The organism is Streptomyces roseochromogenus subsp. oscitans DS 12.976 (genome assembly GCF_000497445.1).
In the GTDB taxonomy this organism is placed as follows: Bacteria; Actinomycetota; Actinomycetes; order Streptomycetales; family Streptomycetaceae; genus Streptomyces; species Streptomyces oscitans.
The window spans coordinates 9047292-9067291 of sequence record NZ_CM002285.1 but is presented as its reverse complement, the minus strand read 5'-3'; the positions used below and the strand labels follow the sequence as shown (position 1 = coordinate 9067291).

15 protein-coding genes, 1 pseudogene and 1 riboswitch are annotated in these 20000 nt (G+C 71.3%); of the genes and pseudogenes, 7 read left to right on the top strand and 9 right to left on the bottom strand.

The annotated features are described in order from the left end of the window. The first annotated feature begins 251 nt into the window (after positions 1 to 251). On the top strand, positions 252 to 632 hold the full coding sequence (locus tag M878_RS88960; RefSeq protein ID WP_023553325.1) for a BlaI/MecI/CopY family transcriptional regulator: 381 nt from the start codon (positions 252 to 254) through the stop codon (positions 630 to 632). 259 nt (positions 633 to 891) lie between these two features. Here M878_RS88960 and M878_RS92610 read toward each other — a convergent pair whose 3' ends face one another. Beyond that, entirely contained in the window at positions 892 to 1635 is a 744-nt protein-coding gene (locus M878_RS92610) for a M56 family metallopeptidase (protein WP_023553324.1), read from the bottom strand. Between the two features lie 115 nt (positions 1636 to 1750). On the opposite strand from M878_RS92610, the gene M878_RS88950 reads away from it, so the two are divergent. Further along, a complete protein-coding gene (locus M878_RS88950) occupies positions 1751 to 3364 on the top strand; it encodes a glycosyltransferase family 2 protein (protein ID WP_031227155.1) in 1614 nt (537 codons plus the stop codon). Between the two features lie 12 nt (positions 3365 to 3376). On the opposite strand, the gene M878_RS88945 is transcribed toward M878_RS88950, so the two are convergent. Next, positions 3377 to 5608, bottom strand: coding sequence for a bifunctional glycosyltransferase/CDP-glycerol:glycerophosphate glycerophosphotransferase (locus M878_RS88945; protein ID WP_023553322.1), 2232 nt, complete (start codon positions 5606 to 5608; stop codon positions 3377 to 3379). Between the two features lie 225 nt (positions 5609 to 5833). Beyond that, a pseudogene (locus M878_RS000000100730) lies at positions 5834 to 6207 on the bottom strand (hypothetical protein); the annotation flags it as partial. 269 nt (positions 6208 to 6476) lie between these two features. Between M878_RS000000100730 and M878_RS88940 the strand changes: the two are divergent. Together M878_RS88940 and M878_RS88935 are read left to right on the top strand one after the other, a co-directional pair. Then, complete coding sequence (locus M878_RS88940) at positions 6477 to 7658, top strand: MFS transporter (protein WP_037731233.1); 1182 nt, start codon at positions 6477 to 6479, stop codon at positions 7656 to 7658. Positions 7659 to 7764: 106 nt separating this feature from the next. Then, a complete protein-coding gene (locus tag M878_RS88935; RefSeq protein WP_245238315.1) occupies positions 7765 to 8688 on the top strand; it encodes a LysR family transcriptional regulator in 924 nt (307 codons plus the stop codon). Between the two features lie 39 nt (positions 8689 to 8727). On the opposite strand, the gene M878_RS88930 is transcribed toward M878_RS88935, so the two are convergent. The 3 genes from M878_RS88930 to M878_RS88920 form a co-directional block, all read right to left on the bottom strand. Beyond that, a complete protein-coding gene (locus M878_RS88930; protein WP_023553319.1) occupies positions 8728 to 9939 on the bottom strand; it encodes a polysaccharide pyruvyl transferase family protein in 1212 nt (403 codons plus the stop codon). A gap of 126 nt (positions 9940 to 10065) precedes the next feature. Continuing rightward, positions 10066 to 11058 carry an NADPH:quinone reductase gene (locus M878_RS88925; protein ID WP_023553318.1) on the bottom strand — a complete coding sequence of 331 codons (993 nt, stop codon included), beginning with the start codon at positions 11056 to 11058 and terminating at the stop codon, positions 10066 to 10068. Between the two features lie 83 nt (positions 11059 to 11141). Then, positions 11142 to 12029, bottom strand: a complete 888-nt coding sequence (locus M878_RS88920) for an MBL fold metallo-hydrolase (protein WP_023553317.1) — start codon at positions 12027 to 12029, stop codon at positions 11142 to 11144. Positions 12030 to 12333: 304 nt separating this feature from the next. On the opposite strand from M878_RS88920, the gene M878_RS88915 reads away from it, so the two are divergent. Further along, on the top strand, positions 12334 to 12948 hold the full coding sequence (locus M878_RS88915) for a dihydrofolate reductase family protein (RefSeq protein ID WP_023553316.1): 615 nt from the start codon (positions 12334 to 12336) through the stop codon (positions 12946 to 12948). A gap of 15 nt (positions 12949 to 12963) precedes the next feature. Here the strand turns inward: M878_RS88915 and M878_RS88910 are convergent, their stop codons facing one another. Then, positions 12964 to 14154, bottom strand: coding sequence for an acyl-CoA dehydrogenase family protein (locus M878_RS88910; protein ID WP_023553315.1), 1191 nt, complete (start codon positions 14152 to 14154; stop codon positions 12964 to 12966). A 258-nt stretch (positions 14155 to 14412) separates the two neighbouring features. Beyond that, positions 14413 to 14635, top strand: a riboswitch (cobalamin riboswitch). 156 nt (positions 14636 to 14791) lie between these two features. On the opposite strand from M878_RS88910, the gene metE reads away from it, so the two are divergent. Next, positions 14792 to 17101 carry a 5-methyltetrahydropteroyltriglutamate--homocysteine S-methyltransferase gene (gene metE / locus M878_RS88905; RefSeq protein WP_023553314.1) on the top strand — a complete coding sequence of 770 codons (2310 nt, stop codon included), beginning with the start codon at positions 14792 to 14794 and terminating at the stop codon, positions 17099 to 17101. A 568-nt stretch (positions 17102 to 17669) separates the two neighbouring features. Here metE and M878_RS88895 read toward each other — a convergent pair. Then, the gene (locus M878_RS88895) at positions 17670 to 17960 is read right to left on the bottom strand and encodes an SDR family NAD(P)-dependent oxidoreductase (protein WP_078630509.1); all 291 of its coding nucleotides are present in this window, start codon (positions 17958 to 17960) and stop codon (positions 17670 to 17672) included. 636 nt (positions 17961 to 18596) lie between these two features. On the opposite strand from M878_RS88895, the gene M878_RS88890 reads away from it, so the two are divergent. Next, positions 18597 to 18953, top strand: coding sequence for a hypothetical protein (locus M878_RS88890; protein WP_023553311.1), 357 nt, complete (start codon positions 18597 to 18599; stop codon positions 18951 to 18953). Here M878_RS88890 and M878_RS88885 read toward each other — a convergent pair. After that, complete coding sequence (locus tag M878_RS88885; protein WP_037731231.1) at positions 18933 to 19904, bottom strand: AsnC family transcriptional regulator; 972 nt, start codon at positions 19902 to 19904, stop codon at positions 18933 to 18935. The two genes, M878_RS88890 and M878_RS88885, sit on opposite strands and share 21 nt — an antisense overlap. Positions 19905 to 20000 lie beyond the last annotated feature (96 nt).

The window sequence follows — 20000 nt, the reverse complement described above, 5'->3', positions numbered from 1 at the left end:
GGTGTTCACTCATACTCGCCACTCCTCGACCAGGCGCGAGCCCGCGCACCGCCGCGAAACCGATCGTGCCTCGTCACCGTGGGGCGCGACAGGGGACCTGACCTGCGGGCGGACTGATACTCCCGGAAAGCTACTACGTCTTGTAAGACTAACCAGTGCTCGGTGCACGCCGAACTCGGCCCCCCAGGCAACGCCCCACGGCGCGTAGGATCAGGCGTGGCGCGAGCGCGGGAGGAACGGGAGGGGCGGGCATGGCTCAGCACAGCGGTGGCGAGCACGCCGACCGCAGAGCGAGCGGGGCTCTGGAGGCCGAGATCATGGCCGTGCTCTGGAGTGCCGGGGAGCCCATGACCGCAAGCGCCGTTCAGGCTGCCCTCGCACCGGGACTCGCGTACAAGACCGTACTCACGGTACTGGGCCGGCTGCACGCCAAGGGGATGCTGGAGCGCAAGCGCGTCGGTCGAGCCCATGCCTATCACCCGTGCCAGGAAGCGGCCCACGTTTCCGCCGAGCAGATGAAGACCGTGCTGGAGCGCGGCCACGACCGCACGGCCGTGCTGCAGCGCTTCGTCGAGACCCTCGACCCCGCGGACGAAGCCGCGCTGCGCGCTCTGCTCGGCCCCGACGCATAGCTTGGCGCGCGCCTTCTCCGGTATGAAGGCCGTGACTCCGAGCAGCGTGGCGGACGGTGGTTCCAGCTCGACGCCCGGATCCAGCCGGATCTCGGCGTCGAAGGCCGTATGGGGTGATACGGGGATGTGAGGCGCTCGTCCGGCGTGCTGGATGTGTGACTCTCATGCCTCGCCTGCGGATTGGCGGGGTACCCGTGCCGGCCTTGGGCTCGCCGACACGACTGCGGATGGGCCCCGGACCGGTGTGTCCCGGTCGCCCTCAGGACAGGTGCAGAACGCGCAGGCAACGGGCCAGGCCGGACGTGACTTCGGCGAGGGCCAAGCAGGTCAGGGCGGTGACGGCAACGGCGGCAAGGACCGCGCCCCAGTGGCTGTTCGGGCGTTCGGCGTGTAGAGCACCGACGCGCGCGGTGACCCTGTGCCGCAGATAGGCCAGGACTCCCTGCGGCTCACGTGTTCGGGCGGCATCGGCGATCGCGAGCGCGGCACGGATCAGGGAACGGGCCACCAGCGGGCGGCTGCCGGTCGTCTGCGCGGCTTCCTCATCCGCCCAGCGCTCGATGTGGAAGGTGGTGTGATCGCGCACCGGCCTCAGCATCGGGTTGCAGGCGGCCACTGCCTCGGCGACCGTTGCGTACAGGTGGTGTCGGTGGAGCAAGTGGGCACGTTCGTGGGCGAGCAGCACGGCCGGCTCGTCGGCGGGCAGAGCGCGCAGCATCGCGGTGGTCACCACGACTCTCCGCGGGCGGCCCGGCAGCGCGTACGCGTCCGGCCGGTCCGCCTCGATCACGACCAGGTCACCGGCCGCGGGCCGTCCCCTCGGTAGAGCAAGCGCGCGCAGCGACGACCATCGGCGCCATACGACCGCAAGAGCCCGGAGCAACCCGCCCATGAGCAGCGCGCCGGCCAGCACCCCCATGACGTCGGGAACCGGGTCATAGCTGGCCAGGGCGACGGGGCTGCGGTGTGCCTCGTCCTGAAAAGCATCGGCCCAGTACAGCACGGCGCCCGGCCTGTTTGACGCACGTCGGGTAAGACCTGGTGCCGAAGAGGAAGATCAACAACGTAGTCCCACATAATGTAGGAGTTCATCGGGTCCCGCACGAAGGGGAGCGGAGTTGTCCAGCTCGAACGATGCGGCGGTTACGGTGGTGGTCATCGCCTACAACGACGCGGAGCACGTCGCGGAGGCGGTGGCCTCGGCTCTCGCACAGGGCGATGCGGTCGGCGAGGTCGTCGTCGTGGACGACGCTTCCACCGACGACACACCTCATGTACTGGGACAGCTCGCAGCCACCGAGCCGCGCGTGCGCGTCGTACGCCGTGCCGCCAACAGCGGCGGCTGCGGTACCCCGCGCAACGACGGTATCGACGCGGCCCGCCACCCGTGGCTCGTGTTCCTCGACAGTGACGACGTGCTTCCGCCGAAGGCTGTGGACACGCTGCTCGCCGTCGCGCTCCGGCATGGCGCCGATGTGGCGGCAGGCCTGTGCGTTCGGCGCGAGCTGCCCGGTGGACGGGAAATACCTTGGCAGGAACAGTTGTTCACCACGGAGTCGGTGCACAACGGGGTGGCCGGGCGCCCGCAGACGCTGTGGGACACGCTGTCGGTGAACAAGATCTACCGCCGTGACTTCCTGGTGTCCCGGCGGATCCGTTTCCCCGACGGCGCAGCGCACTACGAGGACTTCGTGTTCACCGCGCGTGTCTACGCGGCCGGGCCGCGCTTCGCCGTCACGCCCGAAACCGTCTACGTCTGGCATGTGCGCTATGGCACCGGCCGGGCTTCGATCTCGCTGCGCCGGGACCGGATCCAGAACTGGCAGGACAGGGTCACTGCCCATCAGCAGGTGCTGGAGATCATGCGGGACAGCGGCGACCGGGATCTGCTGATCGCCGCGCAGACGAAATTCCTCGAGTTCGATCTCGCCGTTTACCTGAGCGAACTGCCGCAGCGTACGACGGAGTACCAGGACGCCTGGTGGCGGACAGCCCGCGAGCACGTGAGCGCCTTCGAGGCGGAGGCCGTGCGCCGGGCCACTCTCGCTGCCCGCTGGCGCACCAAGGTGCTGCTCGGACGCGAGCGACATGCCGCGGGCATCCGGCGGCTGGGCGAGTTGGCGGCCAGCCCGCCGCGGCTGACGCCGCCGTATGCCGGTGACGCGCGGCGGCCGCTGTGGGACGAGGCTAGTTCCGTCCCCGAGGGAACGGACGAGATCGTGCTCGACGGTCTCGCCGACGCCCCGGTCGCGCTGCTGCCCTTCCACGTCCTCGGAAACGTAGGCGCGGGCCGTCGACTCGTGCTCGAACTACGACTGGCCGACCTCTACGGCAGGATCGCGCACGCCGGCCCGGAGCGGGCGACCGTCGAGTTGCGGCACCGGGTGACGGGCGCGGCACACCGGTACGAGGCGGCGTGGGAAGCCGAGCCAGGCGGACACGGCTGGCGTGCCGTCGTCACTGCCGACGTGGCGGCGCTCTGTCGAGGCGGCACGATCACCACGTGGGACGTCTGGTTGACCCTGACCTTCCGGGACGGCGAGTCGGCCACGAGGCCGCTTCGTGCGGGATCCGGCCTCAGGCGGCTGGTACGGATGGGCCGTCGGGGACGGGTGCTGCTGCTCCAGCCGTACGCCACCAGCAGTGGCTGTCTCGCCGTGCGTGTCGCGGATGGCCTTTCCGGGATGCGCCGCGTTGTCGCCGGACGGGTCGTCCGTCGCGTGCGGAGTTGAGCGACGACGAGGTCAACTGCCCGTCGGCGCTGACCTGTTCGTGTTGGCCAGCTCTCCCAGGAAGACGCTGCGCACCACGCGCTCGGCCGCGTGTCCGTCGTCGTAGGGGCAGAAGCGTGCCCGAAATCCGGAGCGCCGCTTGGCCACGCGCGGCCCCGTGTACTCGCCGCTGAGGAAGATCTCGGCAAGTTGCGCCTGCGTGGTGGCGACCACTCCGGGCGCCTCGGCGAGGAGGTCGAAGTAGACGCCTCGTGCGCGGCGGTACGTCTCCCAGTCGGGCGCGTAGATCACGATCGGCCTGTCCAGTGCGGCGTAGTCGAACATCACTGAGGAGTAGTCGGTGATCAGCACATCGGCGGCGATGCACAGGTCTTCGATCGACGGGTGGGACGAAACGTCCACGACGCCCCGCGACGGGGTGGTCTGAGGGGTGTCGAAGTAGTGCGAACGCACGAGTAGGACATGGTCTTCACCGAGCTGATCGGCGAACCGCCGCACGTCGAGCAGAGCCGTCGCCTGGTCCTGGTGGTCGCGGTGGGTGGGCGCATAGAGGACGGCGGTCTGCCCATGGGCGATGCCCAGTTCGCTCCGCACCCGGTTCGCCTGGTCGGGCGAGGCGTTGACCAGCCGGTCGACGCGCGGATAGCCCGTCTGGAGTACCTCGTAGTCGCCGGGGTAGACCCTGGTGAACACCTCGGTGGTGTGCGGGTTCGGCGAAACCAGGAAGTCCCATCGCCCGCACTGCTCCACCAGCCGGTCGAAGTTCATGCCGTGTGCGGCAGCGGGGTGGTCCCGCAAGTCCGTTCCCATTTTCTTCAGGGGCGTGCCGTGCTGAGTCTGCACCAGCACCGCGCCCCGCCGTTTGGGCAGCTCATAAGGGAAGTTGACGTTGTTGACCAGATACTTGGCCCGCGCCATGGTGCGCAGGCACCGTGCCGATCCGTCCACCACGTACTCGACCCCCGGCGGGATGGACCCCGTCCTGTCCTTGGCGACCACCCACACCCCGCGGATGCCGGGCGTGAGCTCGCGGGCCTTCTCGAAGACGGCCGCCGGATTGCAGGCGTAGCCGCGGCTCCAGTAGGCGGCATAGACGGCAAGACCGTCATCGACGGGAAGCAGCAGGCAAGCACGGTAGTAGGCCCGCCGGAGCGCCGTTGCCGCGAGCCGGGGTGCCCGCCGTGCCGCACGGCGCCCCCGGCCGAGGGGGGTACGAAGGGCCAGACGAAGCCGGTTCACCGGTTCCAAGGCCGCGTACGCGGGATAGGCGCCCCGCTCCACCAGCCGGTACTGAAGGCCGCGCAGCCCGGACGGGTGGGAGTAGTCGCGCGGCCGGAATCTCCGGAAGTGTTCCGACACCTGCCGGAAGAAATCGCGCCGCATGTTCTCCGGCACAAGTCCGGGGGCGGCCAGCACCGTCGTCGCATGGCGTACGGTCCGGTCGAACACCGCCCCGCGGAAGGGCTCGGCGGTCTCGGCCTCGCGGTCGATGAAGGCGAAGATCCGCTCGTACTGGCCGAAGAGATCGAAGTGCTTCGGGCTGGAGGTGTTGGTAATCGCTCCCTCACGCCCGCGCCGGTAGTGGTAACAGACACGGTCGAGCATGCTGAGCCGGCGCGCGGCGAGCAGGGCGGGATAGGTGACGGAGATGTCCTCGTAGTACCCGTGCCCGAACTCCAGGTCCAGGCCCAGCAGGAACTCGCGGCGCAGCACCCTGCTCCACGCGGTCATGATGAGGTCCAGGGTGCCCGGGTGCTCCGCGAGCGTGAACGTCTCGGGGGCGTCCCGGAACAGATGCGCACGCACATTGCGCTCCACGCCTCCGTCCGGGTCGACGAGGGCGTGGTCGACGAGGAGCACGTCAGGGTCGGTCCGCTTCAGCCGCTCTGCGACCGCGGCGAGTGCTCCGTCGGTCAGCCGGTCGTCGCTGTCGACGAACCACACGTATGCGCCCCTGGCCCGCGCCAGTCCCTCGCTGCGCGCTCGGCCGAGGCCGACGTTCTGCGGCAGGTGGACCACGCGCAGCCGCTGGTCCTGGGCCGCGTACTCGTCGAGGAGGGCACCGCTGCCGTCAGGGGAACAGTCGTCCACGGCCACGACCTCAACGGCCTGAAAGGACTGCGACGCCCCGAGGACCGAGTCGAGGCACTCCGGCAGATACTCCTGCACCTGGTAGACGGGCAGGACGATACTGATGAGCACTTCTTCGGACGGCTGCACGGCCGGGGTGTCCGTCGTTACCACATGGCCTCCAGGCTGAGTGGACCAACCATCCTCATCAGTGACACACCAAGGCACCCTTCGGAGGGGAACGCGGCAGGTTCTCGGAGCACACAGTAGTCCTACATGATGTAGGACTACCAGTGCGGCCGCGCCAGGTGAGCGAGTAGGCGACTCGGATATACCGGAAAACTGGGCCATCACGCGTGAATTCCCACCAATACGCCACTCGATATGGTGAATCAAAGCCTTGGCGCCGTCGATCACCGCGGGCTCGGTCGCGTGGTGCTGGAAGTCCCGTTCGGTGTTCCGGTGTTCCCCGGACAACGCCACCCACAGCTGTACGTGGTGAACAGCCAGCTCACCGTCTGCAGTCGTCCGGTGTGCGGACGCCGGGCGGGCTACGTCCATGCCGCCTGTGGCCGAGACATCGTCGGGGCCGATGGGGCCCCCGCGAGCGAAGCCGAGCGTCGGCGGCGGCGAAGCACCAGGCTCCGATCAGGGTCCGGGCGCGCTGCGGGAGGGTGCGTCGTACGGTCATCGCCCGGGGCCAACGAGGGCACCTCGCGTGCGGTCAGGACATCGACCCGTGCCGCCTCGGCCGGCCGCTCGGCCTCGACCACTCCACCGCACGGCCGTCACCAGGCGACCCGTCGGATCATCTCCAGGAGAGATGACAGACATCCGTAACCATCGCCACCGAGCGGGAAGCGGAAGGGCCGGGCCCGCGCTGATGACCGGTGAGAGCAGCAAGGACGCCGCTCGATCGTCGCCAGGCATTCCTCCGAGCCGAACCGATCGGCTCCCCGTTCCGAAGAAGGTCCCCGTGCCTCAGCCATCCGAACTCCGGACCTCCTCCCAGGGTGCGACCAGCGCCGAGCCCGCACACGGTGTGCCAGGCTGGCTGATCGCGCTGCTGGCGGCCGCCTCCGGCATGACAGTCGCCAATCTGTACTACGCCCAGCCCCTGCTCTCCTCGTTCCGCGACGTCTTCCACCTCAGCACCGCCGCCGCCGGCTGGCTGATCACACTCACCCAGATCGGCTATGTGATCGGCATGCTCTTCCTGGTCCCGCTCGGCGACCGGCTGGAGAAACGCGGCCTGATCACAGCCCTGCTGACGGTCACCACCCTCGCACTGGTGGCGGCCGGACTCGCCACGAACTTCCCCGTGCTGCTGATCGCGTCCCTGATCAGCGGCTCCACCTCGGTCGTCGCCCAGATCCTGGTCCCGTTCGCCGCGAGCCTCGCCCCCGACCACGCCCGCGGCCGGATCGTGGGCCGGGTGATGAGCGGCCTGCTCACCGGGATCCTGCTCTCGCGCACCCTGAGCAGCCTGGTCTCCGACGTCGCCGGCTGGCGCGTGGTCTACCTGGGCTCCGCCGTCCTGATGGCCCTCCTCGCCCTCACCCTGCGCTCGGCCCTGCCCCAGCACGCGCCCACCACGACCATCCCGTACGTCCGGGTGCTGCACTCCACCCTTCGGCTGATCCGCGTCCACCCCGCGCTGCTGCGCCGCAGCCTGTACCAGGCGGCGATGTTCGGCGCCTTCAGCGCCTTCTGGACCACCATCTCCTACGTCCTCACCGGTCCCGGGTTCCGCTACTCCCCCATCGGCGTCGGGATCTTCGCCCTGGTCGGAGCCGCCGGCGCCGCCGTGGCGCCGCTGGCCGGGCAGTGGGCCGACCGCAAGCTGACCCGGCCCATGACCGGCGCCGCGTTCGTCCTGGCCGCGCTCGCCTTCGCCCTCGCGGGTCTCGGCCGGCACCACATCGTCCTGATCGCCCTCGCGGCCATCGTGCTCGACATGACCGTCCAGGCGACGCTCATACTCGGCCAGCACACCATCTACCAACTCGACCCGCACGCCCGCGCCCGCCTCAACAGCGCCTTCATCGCCACCTTCTTCCTCGGCGGCGCCCTCGGCTCCCAGCTCGGCTCGCTGACCTACCACTCCGGCGGCTGGACGGCGGTCACAGCCCTCGGCGCGGCCCTGCCCGTCCTCGCGCTCCTGTACTGGCTCACCGAGCACCGGAGGGCGACGGAGCGGCGCGCCGCCCACAGCGCCGGGTAGCCGGGTAAGGGCGCCGCCGGCTGCAGAGCCACCGGGGCTGCCGTCGGCCGCGGACGCGCCCGGCACGCCCGGCGGCCGGCGGCCGTCCACGGTTCGTCCGCATACCATGCAGCGAGGAGCCTCGCCCCTCGGACGGGCGCTGCGTCATCGGGAGCGGATGGTGGACCTGCGGCAGATGGAAGTCGTCGTCGCGGTGGCGGACGCGGGCGGGTTCACCGCGGCGGCGCGGCGGCTGCACGTGGTCCAGTCCGCCGTGTCCGGCGCGGTCCGCGCTCTCGAACGCGAGCTGGGCACCCCGCTGTTCACCCGGAACACCCACCGCGTAGCGCTCACCCCGGCCGGGGAGGCGTTCGTACCCGCGGCCCGGGCGACACTGCGGGCCGCCGAGCTGACCCGCGAGGCGGTCGACGCGGCCAAGGGAGAACTGCGCGGCCGGGTGACCGTCGGCATCATGCAGGGGGTCTGGGCGGGGCTGCACCACGCGCTGGCCGCGCTGCGGTCGGAGCACCCGGGGGTGGTGGTCCAGCTGCGCCAGGCCGCGGTGACCGACATCCGGCAAGCCCTGCGCGAGGGCACGGTGGACCTGGCGGTGGTCGCGCTGGACCGCCAGCAGCAGCGCGGGCTCGTGACCCGGCTGCTGTCCCGCGAGGAACTGGTCCTGGTCGCCTCCCCGCGCCGGGACCTCGCCACCAGCGCCCCCGAGGGCACCGTCGAACCGGATGAGGTCGCCCGGTTGCCTCTGGTGGACTTCACCCCGGGCTGGGCGATCCGCCACTCCGTCGACCGGGCCTTCCGCGCCGCCGGCGTCGAACACACCACGACCTTCGAGGTGAACGACATCCTGGCCGCGTCCGAACTGGTCCGCAACGACCTGGGCGTCTGCATCATGCCCCCGTCCATCGCCGGCCGCTTCCCCGACCTGACGACCTACCGGTTCGCCCGGCACGCACCCAGCTGGAAGGTCATGGTGGTACGCCCGCACGGCGAGCCACCCGCGGCGGTCGAGGCACTGCTGCGGCACATCACCTGACACGGCGGCCATTGCACGGCCCAGGGAACTCCCCTGTCGTCAACGGCCGGTGCGGAGCAGCGACGCGAGTGTCTCCGTGAAGGCGGTCGCCGAACGGTCGGCGTGTTCGTGGATCCGCGCGGCGATGGCGTCGGCTCCGCCGCCCTCCACGAGACGTACGATCCGGCCGGCGCGGCGCGCGTGGGCCTCCCGGGTGTCGGAGAGGGTGGAGAGATAGAAGTCCGCGGCGTCGTAGGCCATGTGGAACACGTGCTTCTTGACGTCGCTCAGCGTCAGGTAGTCGTCGTCGGTCGTCGGACGGGGCTCGGGGGCACCGACGCACACCACCGGGGTGCCGGAACCCCAGGCGTTGACACACAGGTGGTAGGTGTCCGTGATCACCAGTCGATAGCGGGAGAGGACGCGCACCAGGTCACCGATGGTGTGGGCACCCGGGCGGGTCTGGATGTGGCCGACCTGGGACGGGATGTCGCGGTCGAACCATGGCAGCCATTCGAGGGGCGCGCCGAAGCGATCGGAAAGGCTCTGGCAGAAGCCGGGCAGCCAGCCGGGGATCGGGGTACGGGCGCCGAGGAACACGCCGATCGCACCGCCCTCCCGGACCTCCTCGGACCATCCCGTGGTCGGGAGGTGGTCGAGGTCGCCGGGGCGGGACAGCAGCGCCGCGTCGGATCCGAAGCAGTCGGTCGTACGGTCTCCCCGGAGATGGGCGACCTTGGCCGCCGACAGCGGGTCGCGCACCCAGACACGGTGGCTTCGTCTCATCAGGCGGGAGAAGAGGGGGCCGTACTCCTTGTCCTCGTAGTCGGACTGCGTGTTGTGCAGGATCGTGCCGCCGTAGCTGAGGGTCCGGGCGAGGAGTTCGTCCGGCTGGTCCGCCAGCAGCAGGGCGCGGTGCAGCAGGGCCCGGGCGGCGTCGGGGTCCTCGGCGATACCGAAGTCGAGCAGGCGGTTCGTCGCGTCCTGGGCCAGATAGTGCCGGGTGTGCAGGAAGTCGCCCCAGAAGACGACCGCGTCGTGGTCGCGGAGCGAGTCGAGGTGCTCGGTCAGCGCATGGAAACGGAACGGGAAGCCGGTTCCTCGGGCGCACGCGCGCAGCGGCACGGTCTCCGGCGGATGGAGGGTGTACCAGGTCGCGTCGATCTCGTTGCCCAGGCGCCGTCGCAGGGACTGGAACGCCAAGTCGACAGTCAGCATCCCTGTGTTGCGGTATCCGATGTTGGGCGCGGTGATGACGGCGACGCGTGCCATGTGTTCGTCTTCCCCTTGGCCGTTGCCGAACGGCTCGGCATGTGGCGCTGACATCGGCCAACGTACACATCGATGTCGCTCCGACGTGGGCCCGCCCTCCTGACTGGCTGCTTTCCGACGGGCGTGTCAGTCTCCGGCTGTCACGTCCGTGCACAGCACGGCGCGCCGTCCGCGCAGTTCGCCCTTCTCCATACGGGCGTGCACGTCGGCCGCCGCGCTCAGCGGGAAGACCTCGATGCCGCGCGGGCTCAGCACACCCTGGCGGAAGAGGTCGTTGATGTATGCGGCGGCTTCGGCGAGTTCGTCGGGGGTCGCGTGGGAGATCACGAATCCCACGACGGACCGGTCGTTCATGTAGAGCGCCCCGGCGGGCAGCACGGGGCGGGTCCTGGCGCCGGCCAGCAGCACCACGCGGCCCCTGCGGGCGAGGAGGCCGACGGTGGTCTCCAGGTCGTTGACGCCCGCCGTGTCCAGGTACAGGTCGATCCCCGAGGGCGCGGCCCCGCGGATCTGCTCGGCCAGGTCCGGGTCCCGGTAGTCGAACACCTCGGCCGCGCCCAGCTCCGCGCAGTACTGAGCGTCCCGCGAGCCGGCCGTGGCGAGGACGCGGGCGCCGGCCCGTACCGCCATGGTCACCAGGGCGCTGCCGACGTTGCCCGCGGCGCCGGCGACCAGCAAGGTCTCGCCCACGTGGAGCCGCCCGTGGACGAACAGAGCCAGATAGGCGGTCGCCGCCGGATGGACCGCGGCGACCGCGGCGTACGGGTCGACTCCCTCGGGCAGGCGGTACAGCCGGTCGGCCGCCACGACTGCCTGCTCCGCCGCCGCGCCCTGCCTGCCTCCGTGCCCGAGGCTGTTGCACCACACCCGGTCCCCGGCCCGGAGGCCGGTGACCCCGGGGCCCGCCTGCGCGACCGTGCCGACCAGGTCACGGCCGACGACGAAGGGGAAGTCCACGTGTGTGGGGAAGAGACCCGACCGGACGAACGTGTCCACCGGATTGACCGTGGTGGCCAGGACATCGACCAGTACATCGGTGGGACCGGGCCGGGGAGCGGCGATCTCGCCGTACCGGATGACGTCCGCCGGACCCAGCTCTTCGATGTAGGCAGCACGCATGGGATCGCATGCTTCCACATGCGGCCACGTCGCCACCGGATTGTCCTGGCCCGCCAGGCGTTTCGACAGCTTCGAACGGGCCGCTACCAGCGCACAGCGGTCAAGTCGACGGGCCGGGGCCGCAGTTCGCGGGTGTGGGCTGTCAGCTTGCGCAGTCGCCGGGCCATCTCGTCGGCGGGCAGGCGCCGGCGGTCGCCGTGGCCCGGCAGCAGCCACTCGAAGCGCAGCCGGCCGGCGGTGCGCGCCAAGGAGGCGGCCAGCTCGGTGATGGAGTACCAGGTGACGCTCTCGGCCACCTCGAGGTCCCCGGTCGTGCGTGACCAGTAGAAGCTGTCGCCGCTGAAGCAGTACCGCTCGTCGGCGACATAGAGCACGCTGCCCTGGGTGTGGCCGGGCAGCGGGTAGGCGATCACACCGTCCGCGATCTCCGCCGGGTCGGTGCCGCGCAGGACGTGGTCGGCGTCCGGGGCGGCGTCGAGGTCTCCTTCGTGGATCCACAGCCGGGCGCCGAAGCGGTCGGCGTAGCGCCGGCCGTGCGCCACATGGTCGCGGTGCGTCAGCAACACGTCGGTGATGGCGCCCAGTTCCTCGTAGCGGGCGGCCAGCGCGGTGCTCCAGCGCGGGGTGTCCACCATCATCGCGGTGCCGTCGGGGCGACGTAACAGGTAGGAGTTGGCGCCCGCGGTGTGCGTGGAGTTGTGTCCGCACAGGTAGACGGTGTCGTCCAGGGCCATCGGGAAGGGGTCCTGTGCCGGGTCCAGCCGTCCGCCCGGGCGACGGATCGACCGGGTGTGGCAGGCATACGCGGCGGCGTGGATAAGCCGCGCCTCGGCGTGGTCGCGTGGCTGGCGCAGGATGGCCGACCGGCCGTCGACCTCACCGATCAAGCCCGGCGCGAGCTGCCGTGCGACATCGCAGTTGGTGCATCGCTCGTCCACGTACCAGCCGTCCTCGAACCGTTCCTCACTCATGGCTCGTCCTCTCCGCGTCGCGTCCGCCGTCCGGCTTCTCACTCTCCAGGGTTTCCGCGCCCCTCGGATAAGGGAAGGGGGCGCGGATCTTGTGCTTGCGGCGGCGCGCTGCTCTGGGCGGGCGGTCTTGAGAATGACATCTGTTGCACGCCGAAGCCTCCGTTGGCGGGCGACGCGGACGGATTGCCCCGGCTGCGGACCGGTTGTCCCCGGAGGCCACTTTCGGCGATCTGTCGAATGCGCGGGCTCCCGATCGACGTGAGGGTGAAGGCAGGACATTCCAGGGACTTCAGGAGCATCCATCGTGACCGTGACCGCGGATATGGCCATCTCCCTCGACGGGTACGTCGCCGGCACCGACGTCTCCGTCGGCAATCCGGGAGGAGACGGTGCCGAGCCGCTCTTCGAGTGGATCCACAACCTGGCGAGCTGGCGGGAACGCCAGGGCATGACCGGAGGGGCGGAGAACCGGGACTCCGAGCTGATGCGCGAGTGGTTCGACGCCACGGGAGCGGTGGTCATGGGCCGGATGATGTACGACACCGGCGAGGAGTTCTGGGGCGACAACCCGCCGTTCCGGACGCCGGTCTTCGTGCTCACCCACCGGCCCCGGCCGACCCTGGTCAAGGAGGGCGGCACCACGTTCGTCTTCGTCTCCGACGGCATCCACAGCGCCCTCGAACGGGCGAGGGCCGCCGCCGGCGACCGGAACGTCGACATCGCGGGTGGGGCGAGCACGGTGCGGCAGTACCTCAGGGAGGGCCTCATCGACGAGCTGCAGTTGCACGTGGTGCCCGCACTCCTCGGAGCGGGGCTGCGGCTCTTCGAGGGCGTGGGCGCCGGGCGGCGGAGCCTCGAACAGGTCAGGGTGGTCGGGACACCCCGCGCCACCCACCTGAAGTACCGCTTCGTACGGTGACCCCGGAAGCCGGGGTCACCGCCTCGGTTCCGCGCTCTCGACGCCCAGTGCCCAGGCGCCGTAGGCCGCCCCGGCGGTCTCGAAGGAGAAGATCACGTGGGACGCGGCCGTGTTGACGTCCCGCCAGAACCGCTGGACGGGGTCGGAGTCGAAGTGACCCGTCGTCCCGGTGCCGCGGAAGAGGCGCTCGACGGCCGACACGGACAGTTCGACCGCCAGCGCGAAGTCGCGCGGTCCGCGGACCGCCGCCTCACCGTCCCGGGTCTCCTCGACGCCGTCGGCGACCCGTGCGGCGCGCTGGACGAGGAGTTCGGCGGCGTCCACCTCGGCGGCCGAGCGGGCCAGGTCGATCTGCACCGGCGCCTTCTCGCGCAGCGGGGCGCCGCGGCGGTCGGTCCGGCGGAGGTTCTGCTCGGCCGCGGTGCGGACCGTACCCCGCGCGGCGCCCACCACGGGGACGGCGAGCGGCAGGGCGTTCACGGCGTTCACGGGGACCGTGTGGCACCGGGCTTCGGAGGCCGCGGCCCGCCCCGCGTTGATGTCGAACCGGGACAGGGTCAGATACTCGGGCACGAAGACGTCGTCGAGCACCATGGTGTCGCTGCCGGTACCGCGCATGCCCAGGGTGAACCAGGTGTCCTTGACGGTGATGTCCGACCGCGGCACCGCGAAGAACCGCACCTCGCCCCGCCCGTCGGGGCCCACGGTGCCGGGTACTGCGGAGCAGGCGAAGACCCAGTCGGCGAAGCGCACCCCGCTGATGTACTTCCATTCACCGCTGAGCCGCCAGCCGCCGGAGGCGCGCTCCGCCTTGCCGGCCGGCATGAGCGCGCCCGCCATCAGGGCGTCCGGCCCGTCGGCCCACAGCACCGCCTGGCCCTCCAGGGGCAGATACGCCCCGTACCGGGCCGCGTAGGCGGACAGCGAGGCGGCCCAGGCCGCCGAGGCGCACCCCTCGCCGACCAGGATCACCGCCGAGGTCATGTCCGTGAAACGGCCTTCCGTACCGCCGAAGGCCGCGGGGACGAAGTGCCGGGCGAACCCGGCCTCCCGCACCGCCTCGACCACCTCGGGCGCTAGCCGCCGGGCGGCCTCCGTCTCCGCGCCGCGCCGCGCCGCGATCTGCGCCACGCGCGGCGCGGCGGCGACGACGTCCGCCACGCCCGACCTCTCGGCCAGGATCGTCGCTTTGCTGTCGCTGAGCATATGTTCGCCACCTCCACTGGGATGGCCGCAGTCTCTCCGCCCGAGCCCGCGACGGGCCGCTCCCAAGCCGGGACCGGCCCGTCAATCACCCGACCGGCTTCAATCAGCCCGCCGACGGGTCGCACCGCCCGTTCCCGCACCGTGCCGAGGCACCTGGAGACCGTCCTCCCGGGAATTCGCAGGGCGGGCCGCGGCCGCGTGTCTCACCTCACCTTCCGAATGCCGGACGTACGCCACCGCGTCTCCGGTCGGCCCCGTAGGGTGACTTCTGCAGCTGGTTCGCCCCGTCAGCCAGGCGGGACGCGTCGCAAGAGGGAACCCGGTGGGAATCCGGGACTGCCCCGCAGCGGTGAGCGGGAACGACCGCCGTCATACGCACTGGGTCCGATGTACCGGGCCCGGGAAGCGACGGCCAGTAGGTGTCCTCCTGGGAGAGGACGTGCCCGCGAGTCCGAAGACCTGCCAACTGCCCGTGTGCGGGACGACTCGTGCACGGACATCCCGGTGACCTCGAGGGCGGGTCGGCGCAGACAACCGAGCGGGCGGCCGTGGGCCGTTGTCGCCCGGTCCGTCACCCCCTTCGCGCTCTCGTCCCGTCGCCGGGATCTCAGGGATTCATCTCGCGAAGGAGATCTCCGTGACCAGCAAGTCCGCAGCCGCGGCAGCACGGGCCACCGTGTACGGCTACCCCCGCCAGGGCAGGAACCGCGAACTGAAGAAGGCGATCGAGGGCTACTGGAAGGGCCGTGTCACCGCCGACACCCTCCGGGCCACCGCGGCCGAACTGCGCCGCGGTACCTGGCGGCAGTTGGCGGACGCCGGCGTCGACGAGGCGCCGACCGGCGACTTCTCGTACTACGACCATGTACTCGACACCACCGTCATGCTCGGCGCGATCCCCGCACGCCACCGGGACGCGGTCGCCGCGGATCCGCTCGCCGGGTACTTCGCCCTGGCGCGCGGGACCCAGGACGTCGCGCCGCTGGAGATGACCAAGTGGTTCGACACCAACTACCACTATCTTGTGCCCGAGTTGGGCCCGGACACGGTGTTCACGGCCGACTCGGCCAAGCAGGTGGCGGAGCTCAAGGAGGCCGTCGGTCTGGGCCTGACCGCCCGGCCCGTCCTCGTCGGGCCCGTCACCTACCTGCTGCTGGCCAAGCCCGCGCCCGGCGTGGCCGGCGACTTCGAACCGCTCACCCTGCTGGACCGGCTGCTGCCGGTGTACGGCGAGATCCTCGCCGACCTGCGTGCGGCCGGCGCCGAGTGGGTCCAGCTCGACGAGCCCGCGCTCGTGCAGGACCGTACCCCGGCCGAACTGAACGCCGCAGCCCGCGCCTACCGCGATCTCGGAGCCCTCGCCGACCGGCCCCAACTGCTGGTGGCCTCCTATTTCGACCGGCTCGGCGAGGCGCTGCCCGTGCTGGCCAAGGCTCCGGTCGAGGGCCTGGCCCTGGACTTCACCGAGGCGGCCGCCGCCAACCTCGACGCCCTCGCGGCCGTCGGCGGGCTGCCCGGCAAGCGCCTGGTCGCCGGCGTCGTCAACGGCCGCAACATCTGGGTCAACGACCTCAAGCAGTCCCTCGCCACGCTCGGCACCCTGCTCGGTCTCGCGGACCGTGTCGACGTGTCGCCGTCCTGCTCCCTCCTGCATGTGCCGCTCGACGCCGCCGTGGAACGGGACATCGAGCCGCAGATCCTGCGCTGGCTCGCCTTCGCCCGGCAGAAGACCGCCGAGGTCGTCACCCTCGCCAAGGGCCTCACCCACGGCGTCGACACGATCGCCGCGGAACTGGCCGCGAACCGGGCCGACCTGGCCTCCCGCGCCCGCTCCCCCCTCACCCGCGACGCGGCCGTACGGGCTCGTGCGGCCGCCGTCACCGAGGCCGACGCGCGCCGCTCCCAGCCGTACGCCGAGCGGGCCTCGGCCCAGCGTGCCCGCCTCGGTCTGCCGCTGCTGCCCACGACCACGATCGGTTCGTTCCCGCAGACCGCCGAACTGCGCACAGCCCGCGCCGACCTGCGTGCCGGCCGCATCGGCGCGACCGGCTACGAGGAGCGCGTCGAGGCGGAGATCCGCGAGGTGATCTCCTTCCAGGAGAAGACCGGACTCGACGTCCTGGTCCACGGTGAGCCCGAACGCAACGACATGGTCCAGTACTTCGCTGAACAGCTCACCGGCTACCTCGCCACCCAGCACGGCTGGGTCCAGTCCTACGGCACCCGCTACGTCCGCCCGCCGATCCTCGCCGGTGACGTCGCGCGGCCGGCACCGATGACCGTGCGCTGGACGCGGTACGCCCAGTCACTGACGGACCGCCCCGTCAAGGGCATGCTCACCGGCCCCGTCACGATGCTCGCCTGGTCCTTCGTCCGCGACGACCAGCCCCTCGCCGAGACCGCCCGGCAGGTCGCCCTCGCCCTGCGCGACGAGGTGAACGACCTGGAGGAGGCGGGGACTTCGGTGATCCAGGTCGACGAGCCGGCGCTGCGCGAGACCCTGCCGCTGCGCGCCGCCGGCCGCGCCGCCTATCTCTCCTGGGCCACCGAGGCGTTCCGGCTCAGCACGGGTGGCGTACGCCCGGACACCCAGATCCACACCCACATGTGTTACGCCGAGTTCGGTGACATCGTCCAGGCCATCGACGACCTCGACGCCGATGTGATCAGCCTGGAGGCCGCCCGCTCCCATATGCAGGTCGCCCGGGAACTGGCCGCGCACGGCTACCCGCGCGAGGCCGGACCCGGTGTCTATGACATCCACTCCCCGCGCGTCCCCGGCACACAGGAGGCGGCCGAACTGCTGCGCACCGGCCTGCGGGCGATGCCCGCCGAACGGCTGTGGGTCAACCCCGACTGCGGCCTGAAGACCCGCGGCTGGCCGGAGACCCGCGCCTCGCTGGAGAACCTGGTCGCGGCCGCCCGCGCGGTACGAGCGGAGCTGTAGCGGATCCGCACCGGACATCCGGCCCGGGCCGGGAACGAGCCCGTCTCACTCCCGGCCCGGGCCGCCCCGTGGGCAGCGGCGTCGCATGGTCACAGATGTGGAGTGCGAGCGGATCCGGGAGGGTCTCCCTGCCGCTGCCCGAACCGGCGGAACGCCGGCCCGGTCGCCGCCCTCTTCCGCGAACTGGGTGTGGCCGCGCTGGTGGCCGAGGAGTTGAACTCGCTGTTCCTGCGCAACCGCGTCAACCACGGCCTGCCCGCCCTGACGGTCCCGGGATCACGGCCGCCTTCGGCGACGGCGCCACCATGCGCCTGCACTTCGCCCAGGGCCGAGTCGAGAACACAGCGTCCGGTCTCGGTCTCAAGGGCGGAGCGCTTCCCCCGTTGGTCCTGGACCTCCTCGTCGCGGGCGGCATCCCGCCCAAACTCGCCCGCGAAGGCCATGTCCCCTGCCCCGAGCGGATCCGGGAGCTGAGAGATGACGACACATCAGCAGATCGCCCCGGGCATCACCCGGATCGCGACGACTCCACGGGACACCGCCTTCCTGATCGACGGCGACGACGGCTTCACCCTCGTCGACGTCGGCTGGGCCGAGGTCGGCGCAGCGCTGCTGAACGCGGTGCCCTGCTGGGCCGGCCGCCGGCCGAGGCCGCGTCCCGCAGGTCGTCGGCGACGAAGTCCGCCTTGCCGCCGCGCGCCCGGATGCCGTTGACGACGCTCTCGCCGCGGGCTGCGTCGCGTCCCGCGACCAGCACGTGCGCACCGCGCTCGGCGAGCAGCATCGCGGTCACGGCGCCGATTCCGCTGGTCGCCCCGGTCACCAGAGCCACCCGCCCGGTCAGATCAACAGAAGCCATGGGGGCCGTCCTTCGTATCGAAAAGTCGGGGGCGGACGAGGGTGCGGTGTGTCCGCGGTCCGTCGCCCCGTCACCTCGTCCGTGAGGTAACGGAAGTCCAAAGAGCCGACGCCTTCCGGGGATTCCGGTCCCGCGACAGGCCGCGCTCATGCCGGTCATCAGCGCTGGGCCGACCGGGCCGCTCCGGTCGCCGCTTGCGCACCGGCCGGCCGGCACCGCTGGTGAGGGCCTACGCGGCGGTCAGAGTCGACGCTTATGGCCGCTCTTGGTGAGCCACATGGCCAGGGCCCACCAAAGGGCACATCTCGCGGTTCCATGGATCCGCAGGCCGGATCCCGGGCCTGTGGGTGGGCGGATGACGGTCGTCAGTGCGCGGTACGACAATGGCGAGTGCTGCTTGTCCGCCCCGCACCCGCGCCGGGGCGCACATGTCCATGGTCGGCACACGGGCTCCGCAGTCGCAACACCGACTGCCCCGGCCTGCGGCCTCCGACGGGCAGCGCGCGGTCCGCTCGGCCGGCGCGAGGCCGATCGCCGTCGAGCACCGTCGAGCGATCCGCGAACAGCTCACCGGCGGCCCCGAGAACAGCTCACCAGCAGCAGCGATCGCGATGCGGGGAAATTGACCGGCGGTGAATGCTCCTACTGAGCCCGCGTCCCCAGCAAGGTCCTGCTGCGGCCGCAGGTCACCGGATCAAGACCGTCGACCTCGACTTCAACGCCGCGCAGGGCACCCATCTGTACGCCGACGGCTACCGGGGTCATGCCCGGCTGGTAGTCGACCTGGACCGGGAGGTGCTGCTCGGCGTGACGTTCGTCGGACCCGGCGTCAGCAAGCTGCAGCACTCGGCGACCATCGCGGCCACGGGCGAGGTTCCGCTCAAGCGGCTCCGGCACGTCATCGCCTGCTTCCCCACCGTCGGCGAGATCTGGCTCTTCCTGCTCGCCGCCTGCCGGCGGGACCGGGGCACGTCACGGACCGCCTCCGGGTGAGCGGCGGGTGAGGCCGGTGCGTTTGGCCGTCGCCAGGAGCGGGGTCGTGTCGATCGCGGTGATCCCGCCGAGCGGGCCGATCACGGTGACGAGGAAGGCGTAGAGGGCGTCCAGGTCGGCCGCGGCTACGGCGACCAGCAGGTTGGCGGGTCCGGTCGTCGCGGCGGTGAACCGGACCTGCGGGTGGCTGGCGACAGTCTCGGCGGTCTCCTGCAGTGCGCCGGGCTGCGCGTTGATCCACAGCAGGGCCTCGGCGTGCGCGCCGAGCAGGGCGAGGTCCACCTCGGTGGCCAGGCGCAGGACCTGGCCGCGCACGAGCGCGTCGAGGCGCCGGCGGGCGGTGAGCGCGGTGGTGCCCGCGCGGCGGGCGAGTTCGGTGTACGTGCTGCGGCCGTCCTCCGCGAGGGCCGCGATCAGCGTCCTGTCGAGGTCCAGCGGCTCGGGCCGCGCGGTCGTCGGGGCGGGGGTGAGCCGGTCGGCTTCCTCCGGTGAGAGCAGGCCGGCGGTCCAGCGGAACGCGGTGGGGAAGACCCGCAACAGGGTGTGGGCGGTCCAGGAGTGCACGGCGTCGGTCGCTGGCAGGTCGCGCAGCAGAAGCGCGTTGCGGGCCTCGGGGCCGTCGAGGAAGAAGACGGCGGAGACCTCGTCGCCGCCGCCGAGGATGTCGACCCACACGGTGTCGCCGCGGCCTGCGAGGGCGCGGGCCACCTGCCGGATCTGGTGTGGGCGGCAGCGGATGCGCAGGGCGATGGGCACCAGGCCGGGGAAGCACGCGGGGTTGCGGACGACGGTGGCCCGCAGGGTGCCGTCGGCGTACAGCGGAGCGGCGCGGCGTACGACGGTGCGCTCCGACAGTCCGAGGACGCGGCCGACCTCACGCCAGGGGGCACGGGGCGAGGCGAGGAGAACGGCCACGATCCGGCGGTCGGTCTCGTCGAGAGCCTGTCGCATGATCGGCATCCTAGGGCCCGGTGATGTCGGATTTCCTATGCGAACGACCGCCGAATGTGAGGCTGTCTGCTGCGGACCCGTACAACGGTCTGGTCG

Coding starts and splice junctions, on each gene's coding strand:
- M878_RS88960 (WP_023553325.1), top strand. CDS start 252: ATGGCTCAGCACAGCGGTGGCGAGCACGCCGACCGCAGAGCGAGCGGG.
- M878_RS88935 (WP_245238315.1), top strand. CDS start 7,765: ATGCAGCGAGGAGCCTCGCCCCTCGGACGGGCGCTGCGTCATCGGGAG.
- M878_RS88930 (WP_023553319.1), bottom strand. CDS start 9,939: ATGGCACGCGTCGCCGTCATCACCGCGCCCAACATCGGATACCGCAAC.
- M878_RS88925 (WP_023553318.1), bottom strand. CDS start 11,058: ATGCGTGCTGCCTACATCGAAGAGCTGGGTCCGGCGGACGTCATCCGG.
- M878_RS88920 (WP_023553317.1), bottom strand. CDS start 12,029: ATGAGTGAGGAACGGTTCGAGGACGGCTGGTACGTGGACGAGCGATGC.
- M878_RS88910 (WP_023553315.1), bottom strand. CDS start 14,154: ATGCTCAGCGACAGCAAAGCGACGATCCTGGCCGAGAGGTCGGGCGTG.
- M878_RS88895 (WP_078630509.1), bottom strand. CDS start 17,960: ATGGCTTCTGTTGATCTGACCGGGCGGGTGGCTCTGGTGACCGGGGCG.
- M878_RS88890 (WP_023553311.1), top strand. CDS start 18,597: ATGCTCCTACTGAGCCCGCGTCCCCAGCAAGGTCCTGCTGCGGCCGCA.
- M878_RS88885 (WP_037731231.1), bottom strand. CDS start 19,904: ATGCGACAGGCTCTCGACGAGACCGACCGCCGGATCGTGGCCGTTCTC.